The sequence below is a fragment of the Clostridium sp. 7_2_43FAA genome (assembly GCF_000158375.2).
In the GTDB taxonomy this organism is placed as follows: Bacteria; Bacillota; Clostridia; order Clostridiales; family Clostridiaceae; genus Clostridium; species Clostridium tertium.
On the sequence record NZ_JH815222.1, the window covers coordinates 1,763,987 to 1,784,539 of the forward strand.

Annotated in this window: 22 protein-coding genes; 1 reads left to right on the forward strand and 21 read right to left on the reverse strand. The window is 28.2% G+C overall.

Annotation, left to right across the window (positions count from 1 at the left end; genetic code table 11):
* Positions 1–116: 116 nt before the first annotated feature.
* From CSBG_RS09935 to ychF, 21 genes are all read right to left on the reverse strand, one after another.
* Entirely contained in the window at positions 117–1,274 is a 1,158-nt protein-coding gene (locus tag CSBG_RS09935) for a class I SAM-dependent RNA methyltransferase (RefSeq protein WP_008679165.1), read from the reverse strand.
* An 11-nt stretch (positions 1,275–1,285) separates the two neighbouring features.
* On the reverse strand, positions 1,286–1,825 hold the full coding sequence (gene pyrR / locus CSBG_RS09940) for a bifunctional pyr operon transcriptional regulator/uracil phosphoribosyltransferase PyrR (protein WP_008679167.1): 540 nt from the start codon (positions 1,823–1,825) through the stop codon (positions 1,286–1,288).
* Between the two features lie 11 nt (positions 1,826–1,836).
* The gene (locus CSBG_RS09945) at positions 1,837–2,754 is read right to left on the reverse strand and encodes an RluA family pseudouridine synthase (protein ID WP_008679169.1); all 918 of its coding nucleotides are present in this window, start codon (positions 2,752–2,754) and stop codon (positions 1,837–1,839) included.
* Between the two features lie 135 nt (positions 2,755–2,889).
* Entirely contained in the window at positions 2,890–3,483 is a 594-nt protein-coding gene (locus tag CSBG_RS09950) for a DivIVA domain-containing protein (RefSeq protein ID WP_008679171.1), read from the reverse strand.
* A 17-nt stretch (positions 3,484–3,500) separates the two neighbouring features.
* On the reverse strand, positions 3,501–4,271 hold the full coding sequence (locus tag CSBG_RS09955; protein ID WP_008679173.1) for a YlmH/Sll1252 family protein: 771 nt from the start codon (positions 4,269–4,271) through the stop codon (positions 3,501–3,503).
* Positions 4,271–4,447, reverse strand: a complete 177-nt coding sequence (locus CSBG_RS17985; protein ID WP_083854763.1) for a YggT family protein — start codon at positions 4,445–4,447, stop codon at positions 4,271–4,273. Before CSBG_RS17985 ends, CSBG_RS09955 begins: the two co-directional genes overlap by 1 nt.
* An 84-nt stretch (positions 4,448–4,531) precedes the next feature.
* A complete protein-coding gene (gene sepF / locus CSBG_RS09965; protein ID WP_008679174.1) occupies positions 4,532–4,984 on the reverse strand; it encodes a cell division protein SepF in 453 nt (150 codons plus the stop codon).
* Positions 4,977–5,654: a YggS family pyridoxal phosphate-dependent enzyme gene (locus tag CSBG_RS09970; protein ID WP_008679176.1), complete on the reverse strand. Its 678-nt coding sequence runs from the start codon at positions 5,652–5,654 to the stop codon at positions 4,977–4,979. Before CSBG_RS09970 ends, sepF begins: the two co-directional genes overlap by 8 nt.
* Before the next feature lie 93 nt (positions 5,655–5,747).
* Complete coding sequence (locus tag CSBG_RS09975; RefSeq protein WP_008679178.1) at positions 5,748–6,482, reverse strand: DUF881 domain-containing protein; 735 nt, start codon at positions 6,480–6,482, stop codon at positions 5,748–5,750.
* Complete coding sequence (locus CSBG_RS09980; RefSeq protein WP_008679180.1) at positions 6,483–6,833, reverse strand: small basic family protein; 351 nt, start codon at positions 6,831–6,833, stop codon at positions 6,483–6,485.
* Positions 6,834–6,848: 15 nt separating this feature from the next.
* Positions 6,849–7,568, reverse strand: coding sequence for a DUF881 domain-containing protein (locus CSBG_RS09985; protein ID WP_008679182.1), 720 nt, complete (start codon positions 7,566–7,568; stop codon positions 6,849–6,851).
* 16 nt (positions 7,569–7,584) lie between these two features.
* On the reverse strand, positions 7,585–8,334 hold the full coding sequence (locus CSBG_RS09990; protein ID WP_008679183.1) for an FtsQ-type POTRA domain-containing protein: 750 nt from the start codon (positions 8,332–8,334) through the stop codon (positions 7,585–7,587).
* A gap of 350 nt (positions 8,335–8,684) precedes the next feature.
* Positions 8,685–9,803 (reverse strand): stage V sporulation protein E, encoded by a 1,119-nt coding sequence (gene spoVE / locus CSBG_RS09995; RefSeq protein ID WP_008679184.1) that lies wholly within the window; start codon positions 9,801–9,803, stop codon positions 8,685–8,687.
* Between the two features lie 22 nt (positions 9,804–9,825).
* Positions 9,826–10,800 (reverse strand): phospho-N-acetylmuramoyl-pentapeptide-transferase, encoded by a 975-nt coding sequence (gene mraY / locus CSBG_RS10000; protein WP_008679186.1) that lies wholly within the window; start codon positions 10,798–10,800, stop codon positions 9,826–9,828.
* Between the two features lie 34 nt (positions 10,801–10,834).
* A complete protein-coding gene (murF, locus tag CSBG_RS10005) occupies positions 10,835–12,196 on the reverse strand; it encodes a UDP-N-acetylmuramoyl-tripeptide--D-alanyl-D-alanine ligase (RefSeq protein ID WP_008679188.1) in 1,362 nt (453 codons plus the stop codon).
* 15 nt (positions 12,197–12,211) lie between these two features.
* A complete protein-coding gene (locus CSBG_RS10010) occupies positions 12,212–13,663 on the reverse strand; it encodes a UDP-N-acetylmuramoyl-L-alanyl-D-glutamate--2,6-diaminopimelate ligase (RefSeq protein WP_008679190.1) in 1,452 nt (483 codons plus the stop codon).
* A 101-nt stretch (positions 13,664–13,764) separates the two neighbouring features.
* Entirely contained in the window at positions 13,765–15,960 is a 2,196-nt protein-coding gene (locus CSBG_RS10015) for a stage V sporulation protein D (RefSeq protein ID WP_008679191.1), read from the reverse strand.
* Between the two features lie 91 nt (positions 15,961–16,051).
* Positions 16,052–16,489 carry a hypothetical protein gene (locus tag CSBG_RS10020; protein WP_008679192.1) on the reverse strand — a complete coding sequence of 146 codons (438 nt, stop codon included), beginning with the start codon at positions 16,487–16,489 and terminating at the stop codon, positions 16,052–16,054.
* Between the two features lie 36 nt (positions 16,490–16,525).
* A complete protein-coding gene (rsmH, locus tag CSBG_RS10025) occupies positions 16,526–17,458 on the reverse strand; it encodes a 16S rRNA (cytosine(1402)-N(4))-methyltransferase RsmH (RefSeq protein ID WP_008679193.1) in 933 nt (310 codons plus the stop codon).
* A gap of 11 nt (positions 17,459–17,469) precedes the next feature.
* On the reverse strand, positions 17,470–17,898 hold the full coding sequence (gene mraZ / locus CSBG_RS10030) for a division/cell wall cluster transcriptional repressor MraZ (protein ID WP_008679194.1): 429 nt from the start codon (positions 17,896–17,898) through the stop codon (positions 17,470–17,472).
* Positions 17,899–18,120: 222 nt separating this feature from the next.
* Entirely contained in the window at positions 18,121–19,218 is a 1,098-nt protein-coding gene (gene ychF / locus CSBG_RS10035; protein ID WP_008679195.1) for a redox-regulated ATPase YchF, read from the reverse strand.
* A 521-nt stretch (positions 19,219–19,739) separates the two neighbouring features.
* Here ychF and pdaA point away from each other — a divergent pair.
* Entirely contained in the window at positions 19,740–20,522 is a 783-nt protein-coding gene (pdaA, locus tag CSBG_RS10040; RefSeq protein WP_008679196.1) for a delta-lactam-biosynthetic de-N-acetylase, read from the forward strand.
* Positions 20,523–20,553 lie beyond the last annotated feature (31 nt).

Genomic DNA, 20,553 nt, shown 5'->3' on the forward strand with positions numbered 1-20,553 from the left:
TTTGTAAATACAAAATATGGTTTCTTTTTTATAGGTCTCAATAAAGTTTTATACACAATTGAATACAACAATAAATAATAATATCTTAATATTTATCGTATTACATGACTTAAATGTTATATATGGTTTATAAGCATATCCCCATCATTTTTAATAAGTTCATTATCAAAATATTGATAATAATAACATTTTATTTTACCATTGTATAATTTTCTATTTTTACTTGACTTCTTTCCAAATGGTCCTTCAAAGCCTTCGTAAGATGTAAGAATATTGTAATCCCAATTGAAAAATTTCTTTTTAAAGCTTCCAAAAATTTTATATAATTGTTCTACTTCTTTCTTTTCTCCTAATCTTTCTCCATATGGCGGATTAGAAACTATAAATCCATATTTATTACTATTTGAAAAATCCTTAAAATCTCTTCTTTGGAATTCAATATATTTTGAAACTCCAGCCTTTTCAGCATTACTTCTTGCTACTTTAAGAATTCGTCCATCTATATCATATCCTATTAATTTTATATCTTTATTTTTAATTGCTCTTTCAGCACCTTCCCTTACTTGTTCAAAAACATCTGAATCCATTGTTGGCCAAGTTTCACATGTAAAACTTCTACACATTCCAGGTGCGATATTTTGCATAATCATAGCTGCTTCTATAAGTATAGTACCTGAACCGCAAAATGGATCAATTAAAATAAATTCTTCTTTCCATCTTGAAATAAGTACCATAGCTGCTGCTAGAGTTTCTTTAAGTGGTGCTGCTCCAGCCTCTTCTCTATATCCTCTCTTATGCAATCCTGGTCCTGATGTATCTATAGTTAATGTTACTACATCCTTTAAAATTGATACTTCAATTTTATATAATGGACCACTTTCTTCAAATTGGCTTATTCCATAAGAATTGCTCATACTATCTACAATAGCTTTTTTTACTATAGATTGACAATCTGGAACGCTATGTAAAGTTGATTTTACAGATTTACCATTAACATGCATTATCCCATCTTTAGGTATTATATCACTCCATTTTATGTTCTTTGTACCTTGGAAGAGTTCTTCAAAACTTCTTGCTTCGAACTCTCCCATTTTTATTAATACTCTATCTGCAGTTCTTAAATGGATATTAGCTATTGCAATATCCATTTCATCTCCAGTAAAATGAACTTTACCATTTTCTGTTCTTAAATCTTCATATCCTAAAGCTTTTAATTCTTTTGCTGTAATACCTTCTAGCCCAAAAGTAGTAGTTGCAATTAAGTTATATTCCATTTTTTTCTCCTCTAATTTCCTTCGTAAATTTTCACTGAATCATTTCCATCGATTTCTGCTATTTCAACTGCTATTATTTCACTCTTAGATGTCGGAAGATTCTTTCCTACATAATCAGCTCTTATTGGTAGTTCCTTATGTCCTCTATCTACTAATACAGCAAGTTGTATTTGTTCTGGTCTTCCAGAATCAATTATAGCATCAATTGCTGCCCTTACTGTTCTACAAGTATATAAAACATCATCTACTAAGATAACTTTTCTTCCTATAACCTCTACCCCTAAATCAATATTATTAACTTTTGGTGTATCCTTTATTTCTGTAATATCATCTCTATATAAAGTTATATCTACATAACCTACAGGGACCTTTATACCTTCTATACTTTCTATATTTCTTGCAATTCTTTCTGCTAAAGGATATCCTCTTCTTTTAATCCCTACTAAAACTATGTTTTCTATCCCCTTATTTTTTTCTATTATTTCATGAGAGATTCTTATTAGTGTTCTTTTGATAGCTTTATCATCTAATAAATTTGCTTTTAATTTCATTTAACCCACCTCTATTTTCTTATATTTTCTAATAGTTCTAAATAATATTTAGGTAATTCTGAATCAAACTCTATATACTCATTACTTCTTGGATGAATAAATCCTAAAGTTTTTGCATGTAGTACTTGCCCTTGTAATTTGAATTTTTGCTTCTTATTACTATTGTAAAGAGGGTCTCCAACTAAAGGATGACCAATAGAAGCCATATGAACTCTTATTTGATGTGTTCTTCCAGTTTCTAAAGTGCATTTTACTAAAGCAGTTCCATTATTATATTGTTCTAGTACATTATAATGAGTTACTGCTCTTTTACCATCCTCCATTATAGCCATTTTTAATCTATCTTTTTTATTTCTTCCTATTGGCTTATCTACAGTACCTTCGATCTTACTAAATTTACCTTCAACTAGAGCATAATATTCTCTTTTGATACTATGATTCTTAAATTGTTTAGCTAAATGATTATGTGCATCATCATTTTTTGCAATAACTAATATTCCCGATGTATCTTTGTCTATTCTATGAACTATCCCTGGCCTTATGACTCCATTTATACCTGATAGATCTTTGCAGTGATAAAGTAATCCATTTACTAATGTACCACTATAATTTCCAGGTGCCGGATGTACAACTACTCCTTGAGGTTTATTTAAAACTATTACATCTTCATCTTCATATACTATGTTAAGATCTATATCTTCTGGCTCAACATCAAGCTCAATTGGTTCTGGCATACTTACAATAATTTCATCATGATTTCTTAATTTATAATTACTCTTTACTTCTTTATTATTTACTAATATAGCGCCTGAATCAATTAATCCTTGTATAAATGATCTTGATTTTCCTTCTATAATATTAGATAAATATTTATCTATTCTAATCCCTATATTTTCTTCTTCAGTTATTTTAAATACTAGTTCATCCATTAATACAAATCTCCATTTTCTTCATAATTGTTAACATATTATAATTCTTAACACATTATAATACATTAAAACATTACACTCAATAGTTTAAAATTTATTAAAAATAAAAAATCCGTATTAAACGGATTTTATGTATTAGTTTTTAGCGAAAAAGCTTTTTATCTCGTCCATATCCTCAGTATAAACTTCTTCTAATTCTTCTATGTTTTTACTGGATAGTTCTATATTTTTTTCGATAGCTACTTCTTCTAATGGCTCTGCAATACTATAATTTTTAGTTAAATCTTTTTCTAATTCATCAAAAGTTTCAGTTTGAGCATTCATAAAGTTTCTAAATTTAGCTCTAAACTTAACAAATTCTTGTTTAACTTTTTCATATTCATCATTAATTGAAACTACATCATTATGAGCCTTATCTAAAATTTTCTTAGCTACATCATTAGCATTTTTTAAAATCATATCTGATTCTTTTTGAGATGCTTCTCTAGCTTGCTCAGCTGCATTTTGAGCTAATAATAACGTATTTTGAATAGTATTTTCTATTTTAACATAATGTTCTAATTTTTCATTTACTCTTGATAGGTTTTCTTTTAATCTTGAATTTTCTTTATAAAGCTCTTCATAATTTTCTATAATTTCATTTATAAATTCATCAACCTCATCACAATCGTATCCTCTAAATCCCTTTTTAAATTCTTTGTTACTTATATCCATTGGAGTAAGCTTCATAAAATCACCTCTACACATCATATATATTTTTTAATTACAATTCTCTGTTTACCACTTCTAGTTCCGCCAATAACATCTCCAATTATAAATTTTCCAATTCCTCTAATTGTAACTCTAGTGTCTTTTACAATGTCTTGACTTTTGTCTTTTGCTTTTACATAATTTATTAAAACCTTACCACTATCTATAAGCTCGATAGCTTTTGCTCTTGACAGGCTAGAGAGTTTTGCAACAATGCTATCTGCTCGTAAAGAAGAAACATTAATAACTATTTCTTCAAAATTAACAGATGGTATATCACTAATATTATCTATAATTTTTATCTCTATTGGTGATTTTCCTATATGAGATAAATTATTTATTATATAATCACTTATTTCTTCTAAAACAGGCAAATAAGCCTTATTTTCTTTTACAATTATATCTCCTAATTTATTACGTTCAATTCCTAATGATAAAATTGAGCCTAAATAATCCTTATGCTTTAAATTAGAAAAATTTGATTTATTCTTAATTTCTAATATTTTTATAGGATAATCAACATTGTAAAGATTATTAAAACAAATCATTCTTCTTTCACTTTCTTCAAAGAAACCATTTGCTTCAAACATAACTTCATTATTACTACAACAATTTTCAAAAAAGCTCCATATATTAGGTGAATAAAAGCTACTTGTAAAAACAGTTATGTCTTTTTCGTAAGCTAGCTTATATTTTTCATATATTTTTATAGCTTCCTTTGCATCATCTTCATTAAAACTTTTTAGTATTGTTTCTTTTTTAAGCATTAAAATAACATCCTAATATAAGATAATAACATAATAGCAAACAATGGTGAAAAGTCTATCATACTATTTCTTAAAATTTTATCTTGTAAAAACCTAAAAGGCTTTAATACCGGATTATTAAATGATGCAATTAGCTCATAAAAAGCACTTTCTCTAATACTTGGTAAAATAGACATTATAACTTCTGCAAAGATAGTTATTTCTAAAACTCTTGTTATTAAATTTATTGCTGTAAATATTATTCCTATTTAAATCTCCTCCTACTTGTTCCAATTAAATAATGCCTTTGAACTAAGTTCATTTTTCAATTCATTTGTAACTTCTACATTTGAAGGTGATAATAAGTAAACTCTTTGTTCTATTTCTTGTAAAGTAGCACCTAAAACATAACAAGATCCGCTAATAAAATCTACTAATCTTTGTGCTATTTTTGTTTCTAAAGTAGTTGCATTAACTAAAACTATTTTTCTTGCTTTTATAGCATCTGCTATTTCTCTAGCATCGTCATAATTTGTAGGTTTTGTTACCATAACTTTGGCAGTTGATGCAGTATGTATATTTACTACTTTATTTCCTTTTTGCTTTGATATAATTGGTTCAATTTCTTCTTGTACTTCTTCTTCTTCCACTTCAGTATCTTCTAAATCCTCAAAATCATCCTCATATTCACCAAGACCAATTATTTCTTTAAACTTTCCAAACATATTACCCATTCTTCAATCCTCCCACTACATTTCTTTTACCAAATATTCCTTCTCCAACTCTTATTAAGTTAGAGCCTTCTTCAATAGCTATTTCATAATCATTTGTCATTCCCATAGATAAAATCTCCATAGAAATATTTTTATATGATTTTTTACTTAAATCATCATATATATTTTTCATTTTTTTAAAATAATATCTATTTGTATTTTCATTTCCTTTTGGAATTATGGCCATTAATCCTTTAACCTTGCAATTATTGCAAATTTCAATTTCATTTATCAAATCATTTAGCTCTTCTTCAAAAATTCCACTTTTGCTTTCTTCTTTACCTATATTTATTTGAATTAAAAGATTAGCTGTGCAATTTTTTTTAGAAAATTCACTTTCTATCTTGTTTAATAACTTAATACTTGATAAAGAATGTATTAAGTGAACTTTACCAACTAAATATTTTACTTTATTAGTTTGTAAGCTACCTATAAAATGCCATCTTATATCTTTTTCAAGAGATTTCTCTTTATCAATAAGTTCTTGAACTTTATTTTCTCCAAAATCTCTTTGACCAGTTTTATATGCTATTTCTATATCTTCTATAGGTTTAGTTTTTGAAACTGCTACTAGTGTGACATCCTTAGGTAAACTTCTTCTCAATTTAATTATATTTTCTTCTATATCCAAGTCATTTCCTCCTAAAGAAGTTATTTACACATTGTAAATATTCTTCAAAAAAACTTAAATTCCTTCAATTTTAAAATATTTTTTAATAAAATTTTATTTTTCTTCATATCTTTGCATATATCTTGCTTCTACACTTTGCTTTGTAGCAGGAATAATTATTTCATCCTTTACTTCTATTTCTACTTTTATCTTTCTTATAATCAATTTTTGTATAAAACCATTTTCTGCTAGTAGATATGCTTTCATTTCTTCTGGATTTCCTATAGCATAAATATAAAATGGAGCATAAGTACTTGATTCATCTTCAAATCCTATATGAGCAGAATAACACTTTACTCCTGTATTAGGTAATATTCTATGATTATTCATAGTAATTGCCTCTGCTCCTGCATTTCTTAGTTCATTTAAAACCATTGATAGGTCATTTTCATGAAATATCTTTCTCCATATTTCATAATCAGCATCTAATTTCCTGTCTATATCTCCGTCTTTTATCTCTATTACTAAACCTGGCCCTTTAACTGATGTAATTCCACTTAAGGCTCCATAATCAAATAATTGATTTTTCATATCTTCTACTAATTTTTTATTTTTTTCAGGATCATTCCCTTTATATTTACTTATTTTATGTCTGTAATCTATATTTTCACTTTTTATCTTTTCTATTTCATTATATAAAGTACTTCTTTCTTCTACTGCATTTTTATATTCTAATGCATTTAAAGATATATTTATTTGTGTATTATTTAAATTAATAGTGTTTACTATAAGAAATCCTGTTATAATTGCAGCTATTAAAATAAAAAATCCTGATTTTGTATTCTTCATTTATTCACCTCGCTTACGAGATTTTAGCCTTTCAATTAGTAGTCTTCTTATAACTGCAAAGTTATCAAATATTCTACCTCCAAAAACAATAACTGCTGCTATATACATTGGAATTCCAAGTTTATCTCCTAAATATGCAAGACCTGCTGCTAATACTGCATTACCAAAAAATCCTGAAATAAATATATCTGACTTAAAGTTTTTTGATAAGGATGCTCTTACTGCTCCAAAAACAGAATCTAAACACGCTAAAATTGCAACGGACATATAGGGAGATAATGTATCTGGTATATTTACATCTAATAATAATCCTAAGAGCACACCTATTAATAATCCTATAAATGCTATCATAAAAATCTCCCTTCTTTAATTCACAGGCTTAACAAATTCACTTTTTAAAGACTGTGTAGTTTTATTTATAATAATTTCATCACTATCATCTACTTTAATATCATAACTTTTTAATGCCCCATACTCTAACACTCCAATAAAATTTATTGAAGTTTTTAATGCTTGCTTATCACCTATAGCTTTTATTACTATCTTATCATTTGGATCTATTTGTCCAGCAGTTCCTACCCAAATCCAATTACCTGAATTTTTAATACCACTTTGAGGAGTAACTCTATAATCATTTACAGATATTGCCTCTGCCTTTACGTATCTAAGAGTATTAACTATATGCATTATTTCATCTTCACTAATAATTCTAGTTACATTTGAGTTATTTGATCCAAATATATTATTTTTAGAAGTAATAGTTATAGTTATCCCCGGCCCCTTAACGTCTACTAATCCTAAGTTCATTCTTGCATTATCAAGTTGTTTTTTTATTTCCGCTTCAACTTCGCCTTCCTTAGATGCAGTTTCTTCTAATTGTTTTAATTCCTCTGATAAGCTACTATTTGATTTAATTAATTCTTCTTTTTCTTTCTTTAAAGCCTCTATTTCAGCATTTATATTTAAATTTTGTGATTCTATATTACTCTTATTTCTTTCATTTAACAGCTTAAATTGATGTGCAAGTAAAAACCCAAGAAGCGCGCAAACAATAGCAATAAATATTTGTGATGTTGCTCTTTTCATATAGTTTCCCCCTTATCTAGTTAATTTGCTTTATAACTGGTGGTCCATTAAAACTCATATCAATATAACCTTTTGAAATAACTCCTTGTTCAATAGCGTTAAGTGCTAAATTCATTTTATCTATTAAGTCACTGCTATCTCCAATCATTATTTCTACATTTTGAATATAACAAACTATATTGTTCAAATCTTCAATATCTATTTGAGAAAAAACATATTCTTGTGGCATAGCTTCTATTATGTTATAAAATTTTTCTAGCGTATCTGGAATATTTACATCATCTGATATCTTATCTCCAACAACTTTACCAGATAAATCGATTCCTATTAACTTAATTAAATTTCTATCATCCATTGCAGCTAATTCTTCAACTACTACCCCTTCATTATTAATAGCTTTTATTTTTCCATCACTTTCAAAATAATATGCAATTTTATTTTCTTTTATATTTATATTTAAAGAATTTATTCCTTTTTTATTAACCTTTATTTCTTTTATATATGGATTTTCTCTTAACTCTTTTTCTATTTCGTTATAATCTATAGTAAATATATTTTGACCTATATGATATTTTAACTTTTCTTGTAAACTATCATTAGATAATGTAACTAATCCACTTATATTTATTTTCTTTAAATTGAAAATTGGAGATTTATATATGAATATTATAATACCGATTATAATAACAAATAATCCTAATATTAATCTCTTAAATATTTTATTTCTCTTTTTTCTTCTTATAAATTTATTCGACTTATTCTTCATAATTCCCCTACTTTTACATAATATAATGACATAATATAATAATATCACTTTCTGGGTATTTTTTCATTATTATTTTTACTAAATTTAAATTTTTTATAATAATTTAATATTTTTTTAATTTTTTAATACCTAAAAAGAGATTATAGATTTACCTCTTTATTATATAATTAATAATTTATTTATATAGATTAACTTAAAAGTGAACTAAGAAAAATTTAAAGTGACATATCTACTTAAAAAGTATTAAATTTACAAATTCCTTATATAATATCAGTTTGAAACACGTTAAATTTCAACTAACTAAAAAAAGAGTAAGAATTTTAATATCCTACTCTTTCCTTATTATATAGTTATACTTCTTTTCCTTGTACTTGCCTTGATATGTTCAAAAGTATTCCCATTGCCATCATGTTTATTACTAACGATGTTCCACCATAACTAATAAAAGGCATTGGTACACCAGTTACAGGCATTGATCCTGTTACAACCGCAATATTAATAATTGCTTGAACTGCAATTATAGATGTTATTCCTATGGATAAAAGTGTTCCATAAGTATCCTTAGCTTTCATAGCAACTTTAATTCCCCTCCAAACAAAGAATACAAATAAAGCAACTATAAATAAACATCCAATTAATCCAAGTTCTTCTCCTATAATAGAGAAAATAAAATCATTATGTGGTTCTGGCATATATAAAGTTTTTTGTCTTGACTGTCCAAGCCCAAGTCCTGTTATTCCTCCAGCTCCTAGGGCGTAAAATGATTGAATTAATTGATAACCATCTCCAGCTGGATCTTTCCATGGATTTAAAAAGTTAAGCATTCTTGCTCTTCTATAATCTTCTCCAAATATAAAAAACATAACTGCAACTAATAATACTGGGGCAACTTTTCCAAATAAATCTTGGATTCTTCCACCTGCTACAAATAACATTATAAATGTAACTATCATTATAATAGCTGCTATACTTAAGTTTTTTTCTAATAATATCATACCTGCAAAAAAACCTGATACTCCTAAATACGGTACTATACCAGTCCAGAACTTTTTAACTCCATCTCCCTTTAAGTCTAAGCTCATTGCTAAAAATAAAACTACTACATATTTAGTCAGCTCAGACGGCTGAAAAGATAAAGGTCCAAGTTGTATCCATCTCTTTGCTCCATTTACTGCTGGAAAGAAAAATACTGCTACTAGTAATGGTATAGTCACAATTAAAAGATGAGGAGTAATTTTTTTCAGCTTATGGTAATCTAAGTTAGCCATAATTCCCATAACAGCTAACCCACTAATAGCCCAAATCAATTGCTTTTTTAAATATACCATGCTATCACCCTCTTTAAACATAGCATAATATGAACTTGCTGAATATATCATAATTACTCCTATTGCTAATAGCAATATAACAGCATAAAATATACCATAGTCAATTTCGCCCATTTTTACTTTGGGCCTTTTTTCTCTCATAAAAACTCCTCCAATCTAGTGATTAAAGGGCTATAAATCCTATAAAGCATAATATTACAGTTATTATAGAAAAAACTGTAACTATTTTTGTTTCACTCCATCCTACTTGCTCAAAATGATGATGAATTGGTGCCATTTTAAATAATCTTTTTCCTCTTAACTTATATGATGAAACTTGTAAAATTACTGATAAAGTTTCAAATACATAAATTCCACCAACAATAACTAATATTAAAGGCAGTTCTAAAACTAATGCAATAGTTGCTATTGCACCTCCAATTGCTAAAGATCCGGTGTCACCCATAAACACTTTTGCAGGATATGCATTAAACTTTAAAAATCCTAACAATCCTCCTGCTAATACAATTGAAAATACTGCTAATGATTCATGCTTCATTGTAAATGCTATAACTGCAAAAAATGTTAACACTAAAACACTAACTGTAGATGCTAATCCATCTAATCCATCTGTTAAATTTACTGCATTTGTTGCACCAGCATAATACACTATTACAAAAGGAATATAAAGAATTCCAAGTGGAATTTTTGTATCTATAAATGGTATTCTTAAAGCAGTTCCTAAGTTAACATATCCATATACTGCAATAGCAGTTGAAAAAATGATTAATAGCAACATTTTTTGCCATGCTTTTAAACCTTCATTTTGTTTCTTTATAATTTTTAGGATATCATCTAAAAATCCTATAAATCCAAAGGCAAGTAATGAATATAGTGCAATCATTGCTTCATCTGTAGGACTAAATCTCATTACCACCATAACTATTGCTGTTGAAATTATAAATATAATTCCTCCTATAGTTGGAGTTCCTGCTTTTTTTAGATGGCTTTGAGGCCCTTCTTTTCTTATATTTTGACCAAACTTTAATCTTCTAAGCATTGGTATTGTTATAGGACCTAGTATTAATGATACTATAAACGCTAGTACTAATCCTATTGTTAAGTTCGACGTAAATATGTCTATTAATTTATCCCCCATTGTACCTGCCTATAAAGGCAGTTCACCTCCTTCGTTATATTGAGACTTCTTCTAATGAACTAACTATATCTTCAAACTTCATACCTCTTGAAGCCTTTACTAAAACTACATCATTTTCTTTAATTATCGTATCTAATTTATCTATACATTCTTCTTTTGTAGCAAAAGTAATGATATTTTCTCCTGTAAATCCCTTTTTAAAATAATCTTTGTATTCTCCTACTGCTATTAATAAATCAACTTTAGTTAAAGCATAGTTTCCTACTTCAATATGTGACTTTACAGCTTCTTCTCCTAATTCATTCATAGTCCCAAGTATAGCTATTTTTCTTCCTGTTTTATAACTACTAAGTACATCCATTGAAGATTTCATTGAATCCGGACTAGCATTATAACAATCATTTATAATTGTTATTTTATTTCTTTTAATAACTTGTAGCCTCATTGATGTAGCTTCTAAATTTTTTATACCTTTTTTCATTTCATCAAAAGTAACATTTAATTTTTTAGCCACTTCTACTGCAAGCATAGAATTTAATATATTATGTTTGCCAGCCATAGGTATTGTAAATATACTTTCTTCATTTTTATCTTTAACTGTAAATGTTGTTTTGTCCTCCTCTAGTATAATATTAAATGCATAAACATCATATTCATGATTATATCCAATTTTTAGAATTTCAAAACACTTGTCTTTTATTTTTAATAAGTTTTCATCTTCACCATTTATTATAAGAGTGTTTGTTTCATCAAAATAATTAAATATCTCACTCTTAGCTTTTAATATATTTTCTTGAGTTTTTAGGTTTTCTATATGAGATAATCCTATATTGGTTATAACAGCTATATCTGGTCTTGCACAATTTGCAAGAACATCTATTTCTCCTAAGTTACTCATTCCCATTTCTAAAACTGCTACATCTATAGAACTATCAAGTTCTAAAATCATTAGCGGTAAGCCTATTTGATTATTAAAGTTTCCTTTTGTTTTAAAAACCTTATATTTCTCACTTAAAAAAGCAGCAATCAAATCCTTTGTAGATGTTTTTCCACATGATCCAGTAACTCCTATAACTTTTAATCCTAGTTTTTTTCTATAGTAATTGGCAAGGTTTAATAGGGCTTTTTCAGTATCTTCAACTTTAATTACTGTTTGTAGATTATCTGTATTATTTAAATCAAATAATATTTCATCAACTATTGCTATAGAAGCTCCTTTTGAAAAAGCTTCTATAACAAATTTATTTCCATTAAATCTTTCGCCGTTTATAGCAAAATAAATATTGTTCTTTTCTATTTTTCTAGTATCAATACAAACACTATTGAAATCAGTTTTTCCTTTAACTATTAATTCACCATTCATGGCTTCTAAAAGTTCGTTTAAAGATAATTCCAATTTATCCACCTCTAATTATTTCTTTTTACTTATTAAAATTTCATCTACTACTTCTCGTTCATCAAAATGAATTACACCTTCATTTGTGATTTGATAATTTTCATGTCCTTTACCAGCTAAAACAACTACGTCTCCTTCTTCAGCCATACCTAAAGCAAGCTTAATTGCTTCAACTCTATTTTCAATTGCTAAATAATTTGACTTTGTAATGCCTGCAACTATTTCTTTTATAATTGCCATTGGATCTTCTTCTCTTGGATTGTCCGATGTAATTATAGCTAAATCTGCAAGTTCTGTTCCAATCCTTCCAAGCTCAGCTCTCTTTACCTTATCTCTATCTCCACCACATCCATATACAGCTATTAATCTATTTTTAGTAAATCCCTTTAATGTTTCTAAGATATTTTTTAACCCATCAGGAGTATGCGCAAAATCTATTATTATGTCATAAGGTATGTCATATTTATAACCTATTCTTTCGCATCTACCTGGTACAACAACATCTAATAAGCCTTTCCTTATTGACTCATTGCTAATTCCTAAAATACTCATTGCGCCTACTGCACCTAAAGCATTATATACATTATATTCTCCTGGTAAGACTGAATTAAATTCTTCCCCATTTATCTTAAAATGTATATCTCCTTCTTTTAACATAAGATCTGATGCTTTAAAGTCACTATTATTATTTATTGAATAAGTTTTAATTTCCTTATTTTCTAATTTTTCAACATCTTTCAACACTCTATATCCATAATCATCATCAACATTTATTACGCTAGCCTTACTTCTTTCAAACAATTTAAATTTTGCATTGTAATAATTATCAAAAGATTTGTGGAAATCTAAATGATCTCTAGTTAGATTAGTGAATATTCCCACCTCAAATTCACAACCATAAACTCTATCTAATTGTAATGAATGTGATGAAACTTCCATAACACAATACTCACAATTTGCATCTACCATATCCTTAAATAATTTTTGAAGTTCTAATGATTCAGGAGTAGTTCTTTCAGATTTAAGCTTATTTTCTCCAATATAATTAGCTATTGTTCCAACAAGACCTACTTTCTTCCCTGCTTTCTCAAGCATTGATTTTAGTAAATACACTGTTGTGGTTTTACCATTTGTACCTGTAACACCTATTAATTTTAAAGATTTTGTTGGATGACCATAATAGTTTGCTGACATTGTAGCAAGGGCTTTTCTTCCTTCATTAACAAGAAGAACTGTTACTCCTTCACTTTTTATATCTATTTTTTTCTCACATAGTACTACCTTAGCACCAGCTTCTATAGCTTTATTTGCATAGTCATGTCCATCAACTTCGAAACCTGTAAGACACACGAACAAGTCACCTTCATTTACTTTTCTACTATCATATTGAATGTGATTTACTTCTTTTTCTACTGTTCCTTCTAATAATTCATAATCTACTCCCTTTAATAAATCTAATAACTTCATTTCACCATCTCCTTAATATTCTAAAAAGAACTCCCTATGTCTTTTGTATAAAAATTTAGCATGTGAGTGTCCCACATGCTAATGTAAAGGGATATTCTAAATTAATCTCCATATTCTTCGTTTAATACAAGTTTTACATTCGTTCCTTTTATTATCATTTCACCCTTTGGAATACTTTGCTTAACTATTGCGCCTTCACCTTCAAATGTATAATTTATACCTAAATCATTTAAAATTTTAGATGCAGACTCTAAGGAGTACCCCCTTAAATCAGGCATAACGACATTTTTATTATAAGACTCTGAATCTCCTGTGTCTATATTAATCTTAGAATTTTCTTTAACTGTGTATCCTGGGTAAGGCTTCACACTTGTTATTATAGACCCATTTCCTTCAATATTATACTCTAAATTATATTCTTTCAATATTTTTTTTGCTTCATCTATTTTAAGTCCTCTTATTTCAGGAATAACTACTTCCTTCACAATACTATCTATATCATCCTTTGATATTTCTGAGCTCATATAATTAAATATATCTGTAAACAGCTCATTTGCAAGTGGAGCTACTATTTGTCCCGCATAATAAGTACCTGTACCAGGCTCATCAATAGAAATAAACACCGAAACTTGCGGATTATCAGCTGGTGCAAATCCAGCTAAGGAAGATATATATTTTCCCGATTCGTATCCACCACCATTTGGATTAACTTTTTGAGCTGTTCCTGTTTTAGCCGCAATATGATATCCTTCAACGTAAGCCTTGCTTGAACCTCCATATGAAACTACTCTTTCTAAATAATCTCTTAAAATAGCAGTATTTTCTTCACTTAAAACTTCTGTTACTTTTGGTTCAAATGTTTTATCAACAACGACATTTCCATTTTCATCTTTAGAAGTAACCTCTTTCATTATATGAGGTTGGATTAGCTTTCCACCATTTACAATGCTATTAAATGCTGTCATATATTGAATTGCATTTACAGTGTTTGTTTGACCAAATGAAATTGTCGCAAGGTCAGCTTCATTGATATTTTCTGTTTTTTTAACAATTCCTTTTGCTTCCCCTGGCAAGTCAACTCCACTAACTTTACCAAATCCCAATTTAGCTATATAATCATTTAACTTTTCTTTTCCAATTCTCTTACCAATTTCCATAAATCCAACGTTACATGAGTTTTGAAGTATTTCTGGTAATATTTGTGTGCCATGTCCTGATGTTTTCCAACATTTAATTGTATGAGGCCCAACCTTTAAACTTCCGTTACAAGTAAATGTATCTGACTCCTTAACAAGACCTTCTTCTAAGTTTCCAATCATAGTTACAACCTTAAAAATTGATCCCGGCTCAAAAGTATCGTTGACTAAATGATTTCTCCACATTTTTTGAACTTTTTCTCCTGTAGTTGAACCCTCATAATTTTCTGCACCTTCATATGGGGTATTCGGATCAAAATCAGGTTTGTTTACCATTGCTAATATTTCACCGTTGCTTGGATTCATTATAATTATAGAAACTTGCTTTGCCTCATTATCTTTATAACCTTTTTCAGCTATTTTTTCAGCAAATGACTGTAAATTAGCATCTATTGTTAATGTAACATCTTTTCCATCTATTGGAGCTGTAAATTTAGATATTGTATATGGTAATTGATCATTATATTTATCTAATTCTGAAATACGTAATCCAGGAGTACCTGATAAATAATCATTATACTGTAACTCTACTCCAGTTAAGCCTTGACCATCAATATTAGTACTGCCTAAAACATGAGCTAAAAAGTTTCCATTTGGATAATATCTTTTTGTATCTGGAGATACTATCACTCCCGGTATGTTTAAATCCTTAACTTTATCTGCCTGTTCTTTTTCTATTCTCCTAACTAATGTTGCTGCCCCAGCATCAGCTCCACTTGGAAGCTTTGTATTTAGCTTTTTAAGAACTTTTTCTACATCCATTTCTAATGCTTCTGCTATTTTAGGAGCTATAGAATCATTAGTTAAATTTTCTTTCCTTAAATGTGACCTTATTGAGTTTAAGTCAAAATCTACTCTATAAACATTTGCAGATACTGCAAGTTCTACTCCATTTCTATCAAGTATTCTACCTCTTCTTGCATCAATTTTAACTTCACTTGTCCACTGTTCTTCAGCTCTTGCCGAGTATTCTCCTCTTTTGACTATCATTATGTAGGACAGTCTGATTATTAAAAGAGAAAATAAACACGTTAATGCGGTAAGCGCTAATGATATTCTTTTTTTCATTAGCGCTTTATCTCTATAATTCTTCTTATTCACATCAATGCCTCCATGTAATTTTTTTAAAAACATGTCGAGTGTAAACTTAACACTCTTTATCTTGGCAAGTGTACTATTTTATAACTTATGTTTATTCCCCTAAGTTAGCAAAAAAGTTTTTAGTTAAATCCACTTCTACTGAATCATTTTTCTCTGGAATTTTCATTCCAGATTCATTAGCTATATCCTTTATATCTGCTAGTGATGAATATCTTAATAAGTTTACCCTTAATGCCTCTCCTTCTGCAGTAACAGTCTTTATTTCACTTTTTACTTTTGAAAGATCATTTTGCATCCTATAAACTTTACCATCCCTTGCAATAGTGCTAACACCTAAAATTAAAGCAATACAAGATACTTGCAATATACTTTTTACAGTAGCCTTCTTTGCTGCCTTTTCTTTTCTTTGTAGTTCTCTTTGTCTTCTTTCTTGCTTTTCTCTTTCTATTCTCTTGTCTATCTCATTATACTTTCTCTTTGGAGTTAATACTGTATTACCCCTTATATAATCATATTCTCTCTCAACCATTTTATTACATCCCCCATACATTTTACTTAACTTTTTTTAAATTCTCTCTATAACCCTTAATTTAGCACTTCTACTTCTAGGATTTTCTTCTACTTCTTCTTTTGATGGCTCAATAGCCTTTCTACTAATTAATTTAACTTTCGCTTTGCCACCACAAACACAAATTGGAAATTCTTTTGGACAAGTACATGATGTTGCTAATTCCTTAAATTTAAGCTTAACTATTCTATCCTCTAAAGAATGGAAAGTTATTATAGCCATTCTCCCACCCTTATTTAATCTATTTACGCCATCTTCAATTGCCTTATTTAATATAGATAATTCACTATTCACTTCTATTCTAATAGCTTGAAAAGTTCTTTTTGCTGGATGTGGTCCTTCTCTTCTAGCCTTAGCAGGTATAGCAGCTTTTATTATTTCTACTAACTCTAATGTAGTTTCTATTGGTTTATTTTCTCTGTTTTCTACTATAAATCTTGCGATTCTTTTAGCAAATTTTTCTTCACCATAATCTCTAATTATTCTATAAATTTCTTCCTCTTCATATTCATTTATAACTTCATATGCAGATAAAGAACTTTCTCTATTCATTCTCATATCTAAAGGGGCATCTTGCATATAGCTAAATCCTCTATCACCTTCATCTAATTGATAAGATGACACACCAAGGTCCATAAGCATTCCATCTATTTTTTTTATTTCTAAGTTATTTAAAACTGAATCAATATTATAAAAATTACTATGGACAAACTTTACATTTGCAAAATCTTGTAACCTTTCCCCTGCTGCTTTAAGTGCATCTTTATCTTGATCTACACCTATTAAAGTTCCATCTTTTGATAGCCTTTTTAAGATTTCTAAAGAATGTCCCCCTCCTCCAAGTGTTCCATCAACATATATTCCATCTTCTTTAATATTTAATCCCTCTATGCACTCATTTAAAAGTACCGATACATGTTTAAATTCCATAATATTACTCCTTATATTCCTAAATCGCTCATTTTTTCAGCAATAGAATCAAAATCTATATCTGATTCATTATATTCTTGCCATTTTTCCTTACCCCAAATCTCAACTCTAGTTAATACTCCTATACTTACTATTTCCTTTTCTATACATGCATATTCCTTTAAATTTTGAGGAATTAAGCCTCTTCCTTGTTTGTCAACTTCAACTTCACAGGCACCTGAAAAAAAGAATCTAACAAATGCTCTTGCATCCTTATTTGTAAGTGGTAAAGATTTCAATTTAACTTCTAGAGCTCTCCATTCTTCCATTGGATACGCGTAAAGGCACCCATCTAAGCCTTTAGTAATAACAAAATTATTACCTAACCCTTCTCTTAGCTTTACAGGGACTATCATTCTATTTTTAGCATCTATCGCATGTTGATATTCTCCTATAAACATCTTTACCCCTACCTCATAATACTAATAATATATTTGCTCCACTTTTAACCACTTTTAACCACTCTATAGTATTATTTTATAGAATTTCAACCAATTCTTCAAGGTTTATTTGATTTTTTAAGAATTTATTTTACATAATTAATAAAAAGTTATAAAATTTGTAATTATTAATTTCAAAAATAAAAAAGGCTGATTTTGAATCAGCCTTTTTTAAAGAAGTAATTAAACATTAAATCTAAAGTTTACTACATCTCCATCTTTCATAACATATTCTTTACCTTCTAATCTATAAAGTCCCTTTTCCTTAGCTGCTGCTTCTGAACCACATTCTACTAAATCATTATATGAAACTATTTCTGCTCTAATAAATCCTCTTTCTATATCTGAATGTATCTTACCAGCTGCTTGTGGAGCTTTTGTTCCTTCTTTTATAGTCCAAGCTCTTACTTCTTGAACTCCTGCTGTTAAATAGCTTATTAAACCTAATAATTTATAACTAGCTCTTATAAGCTTATCTAATCCTGATTCTGTTAAGCCATATTCACTTAACATTTCTTGTTTTTCTTCATCTTCTAAACCTGATAGTTCTTCTTCTAGTTTTGCACAAACAACAACAACTTCAGAGTTTTCACTTTCTGCATGCGCTCTTACTTTTTGAACATACTCATTATTTGTATTCCCTTCCATCATATCATCTTCTGATATATTACATGCATAAAGAACTGGTTTTGAAGTTATTAAGAATAATCCTTTTATTAACTCTTCTTCCTCTTCTGTTACTTCTAATGTTCTTATAGGTAAGTTTTTTTCTAAGTGAGCTTTAACCTTTTCCATTAAAGCATATTCTTCCTTAGCCTTTTTATCTCCAGATCTAACTTGTTTAATTGATCTTTCCATTCTTCTTTCCAGGACTTCTAAATCAGCAAATATAAGTTCTAAATTTATAGTTTCTATATCTCTAATTGGATCAACTGACCCTTCAACGTGTACAACATTTCCATCATCAAAACATCTTACAACATGAACTATTGCAGAAACTTCTCTTATATGAGATAAAAACTTATTTCCTAACCCTTCACCTTTAGAAGCACCTTTAACAAGCCCTGCTATATCATAAAATTCAACTGCAGTATAAACTTTCTTCTTAGTGTTATACATTTTTTCTAAAACATCTAATCTTTTATCTGGTACACTAACAACTCCAACATTTGGTTCTATAGTACAAAAAGGATAGTTTGCTGACTCTGCTCCAGCTTTTGTAATTGCATTAAATAAAGTACTTTTACCTACGTTTGGTAAACCAACTATTCCTAAATTCATCTATGTACATTCCTTTCTTCTCTTAAATCATATCCTTAAAATTATACTCTACAATATAAATTATTTCAATATATATAACTTATAATGAAAATTTATAAGTAATTAAAAAATATAAATAATTGCTAGTATTATATAAGTTATAAAGAATTAATAATAAAAGAATTAATAATTAAAAAATTAAAGAGTAAAAACTCAAGGAATTTTTGAATTAGATATGAGTTTCATAAATTTAATTTTGAGTTTTATTTATCAAAACATCATTACTTTTTCATTTTTTACTCTTTTACCTTTTCATTAAATATTATTTTATAGACAAGATTTCATATTCTAAAATAATGTTACTTATATATATTATTAACTAAAACATATATAATCGGCAATTAATAACATTTATACATTGTATTTCTATGTGTAAAAGAATTTTTTTAGATAAAAATAAACTTATATAAGTTGTAGTTAAAAATTCTATTTTTTAAGCAACTTATAAAAATAGATATTATTTATAAAAAGGTGGTGAACTAATGAAAAAAGTAAATATTTTTGCTACTTTTCTACTATCTTTAATTATTATCTTTACTTTTTCTTTTATGCCTACAAATGCTCTAGCATCTGATGATTTAGAGCTAAATTGGTATTTTGTAAATAGAGAAAAAGGGAAAACTCCAGAACCTCCAAAAGAATCTGCTGACTTCTTTAGTGACTTTGGAGCCTATTATGTAGGTGATACAAATTCTAAAGTATTATATTTAACTTTTGATGAGGGTTATGAAAATGGTAATACCCCTAAAATTTTAGATATTTTAAAAGATGAACAAGTTCCTGCTGCATTTTTTGTAGTTAAGCCTTATATAAAGGAACAACCTGAAATAGTTAAAAGAATGGTAGATGAAGGACATTTAGTTTGTAATCATACATCTCATCATCCATCAATGGCTAGTATTCTAGATACTGAAAAATTTAAAAAAGAATTTACTGAAGTAGAAGAAGAATTTAAAGCATTAACATCACAAGATATGCCTAAATTTTTTAGACCTCCAATGGGGAAATATTCTAAAAATTCTTTAAAGAAAACTCAAGATTTAGAATATAAAACAATTTTTTGGAGCTTTGCGTATAAGGATTGGCTTGTTGATAATCAACCTGAAGAATCGGCTGCAATAAAAAAGATAGTAAATGGAGCTCATCCAGGCTCTATAATGTTGTTACATGCAGTATCTGATACAAATACAAAGATATTAAAAACTGTAATTCAGGAACTTAAAGCTCAAGGTTATGAATTTAAATCTTTAAATGAATTACCTTAAAAAAATATAGTCTCTTTTGAGACTATATTTT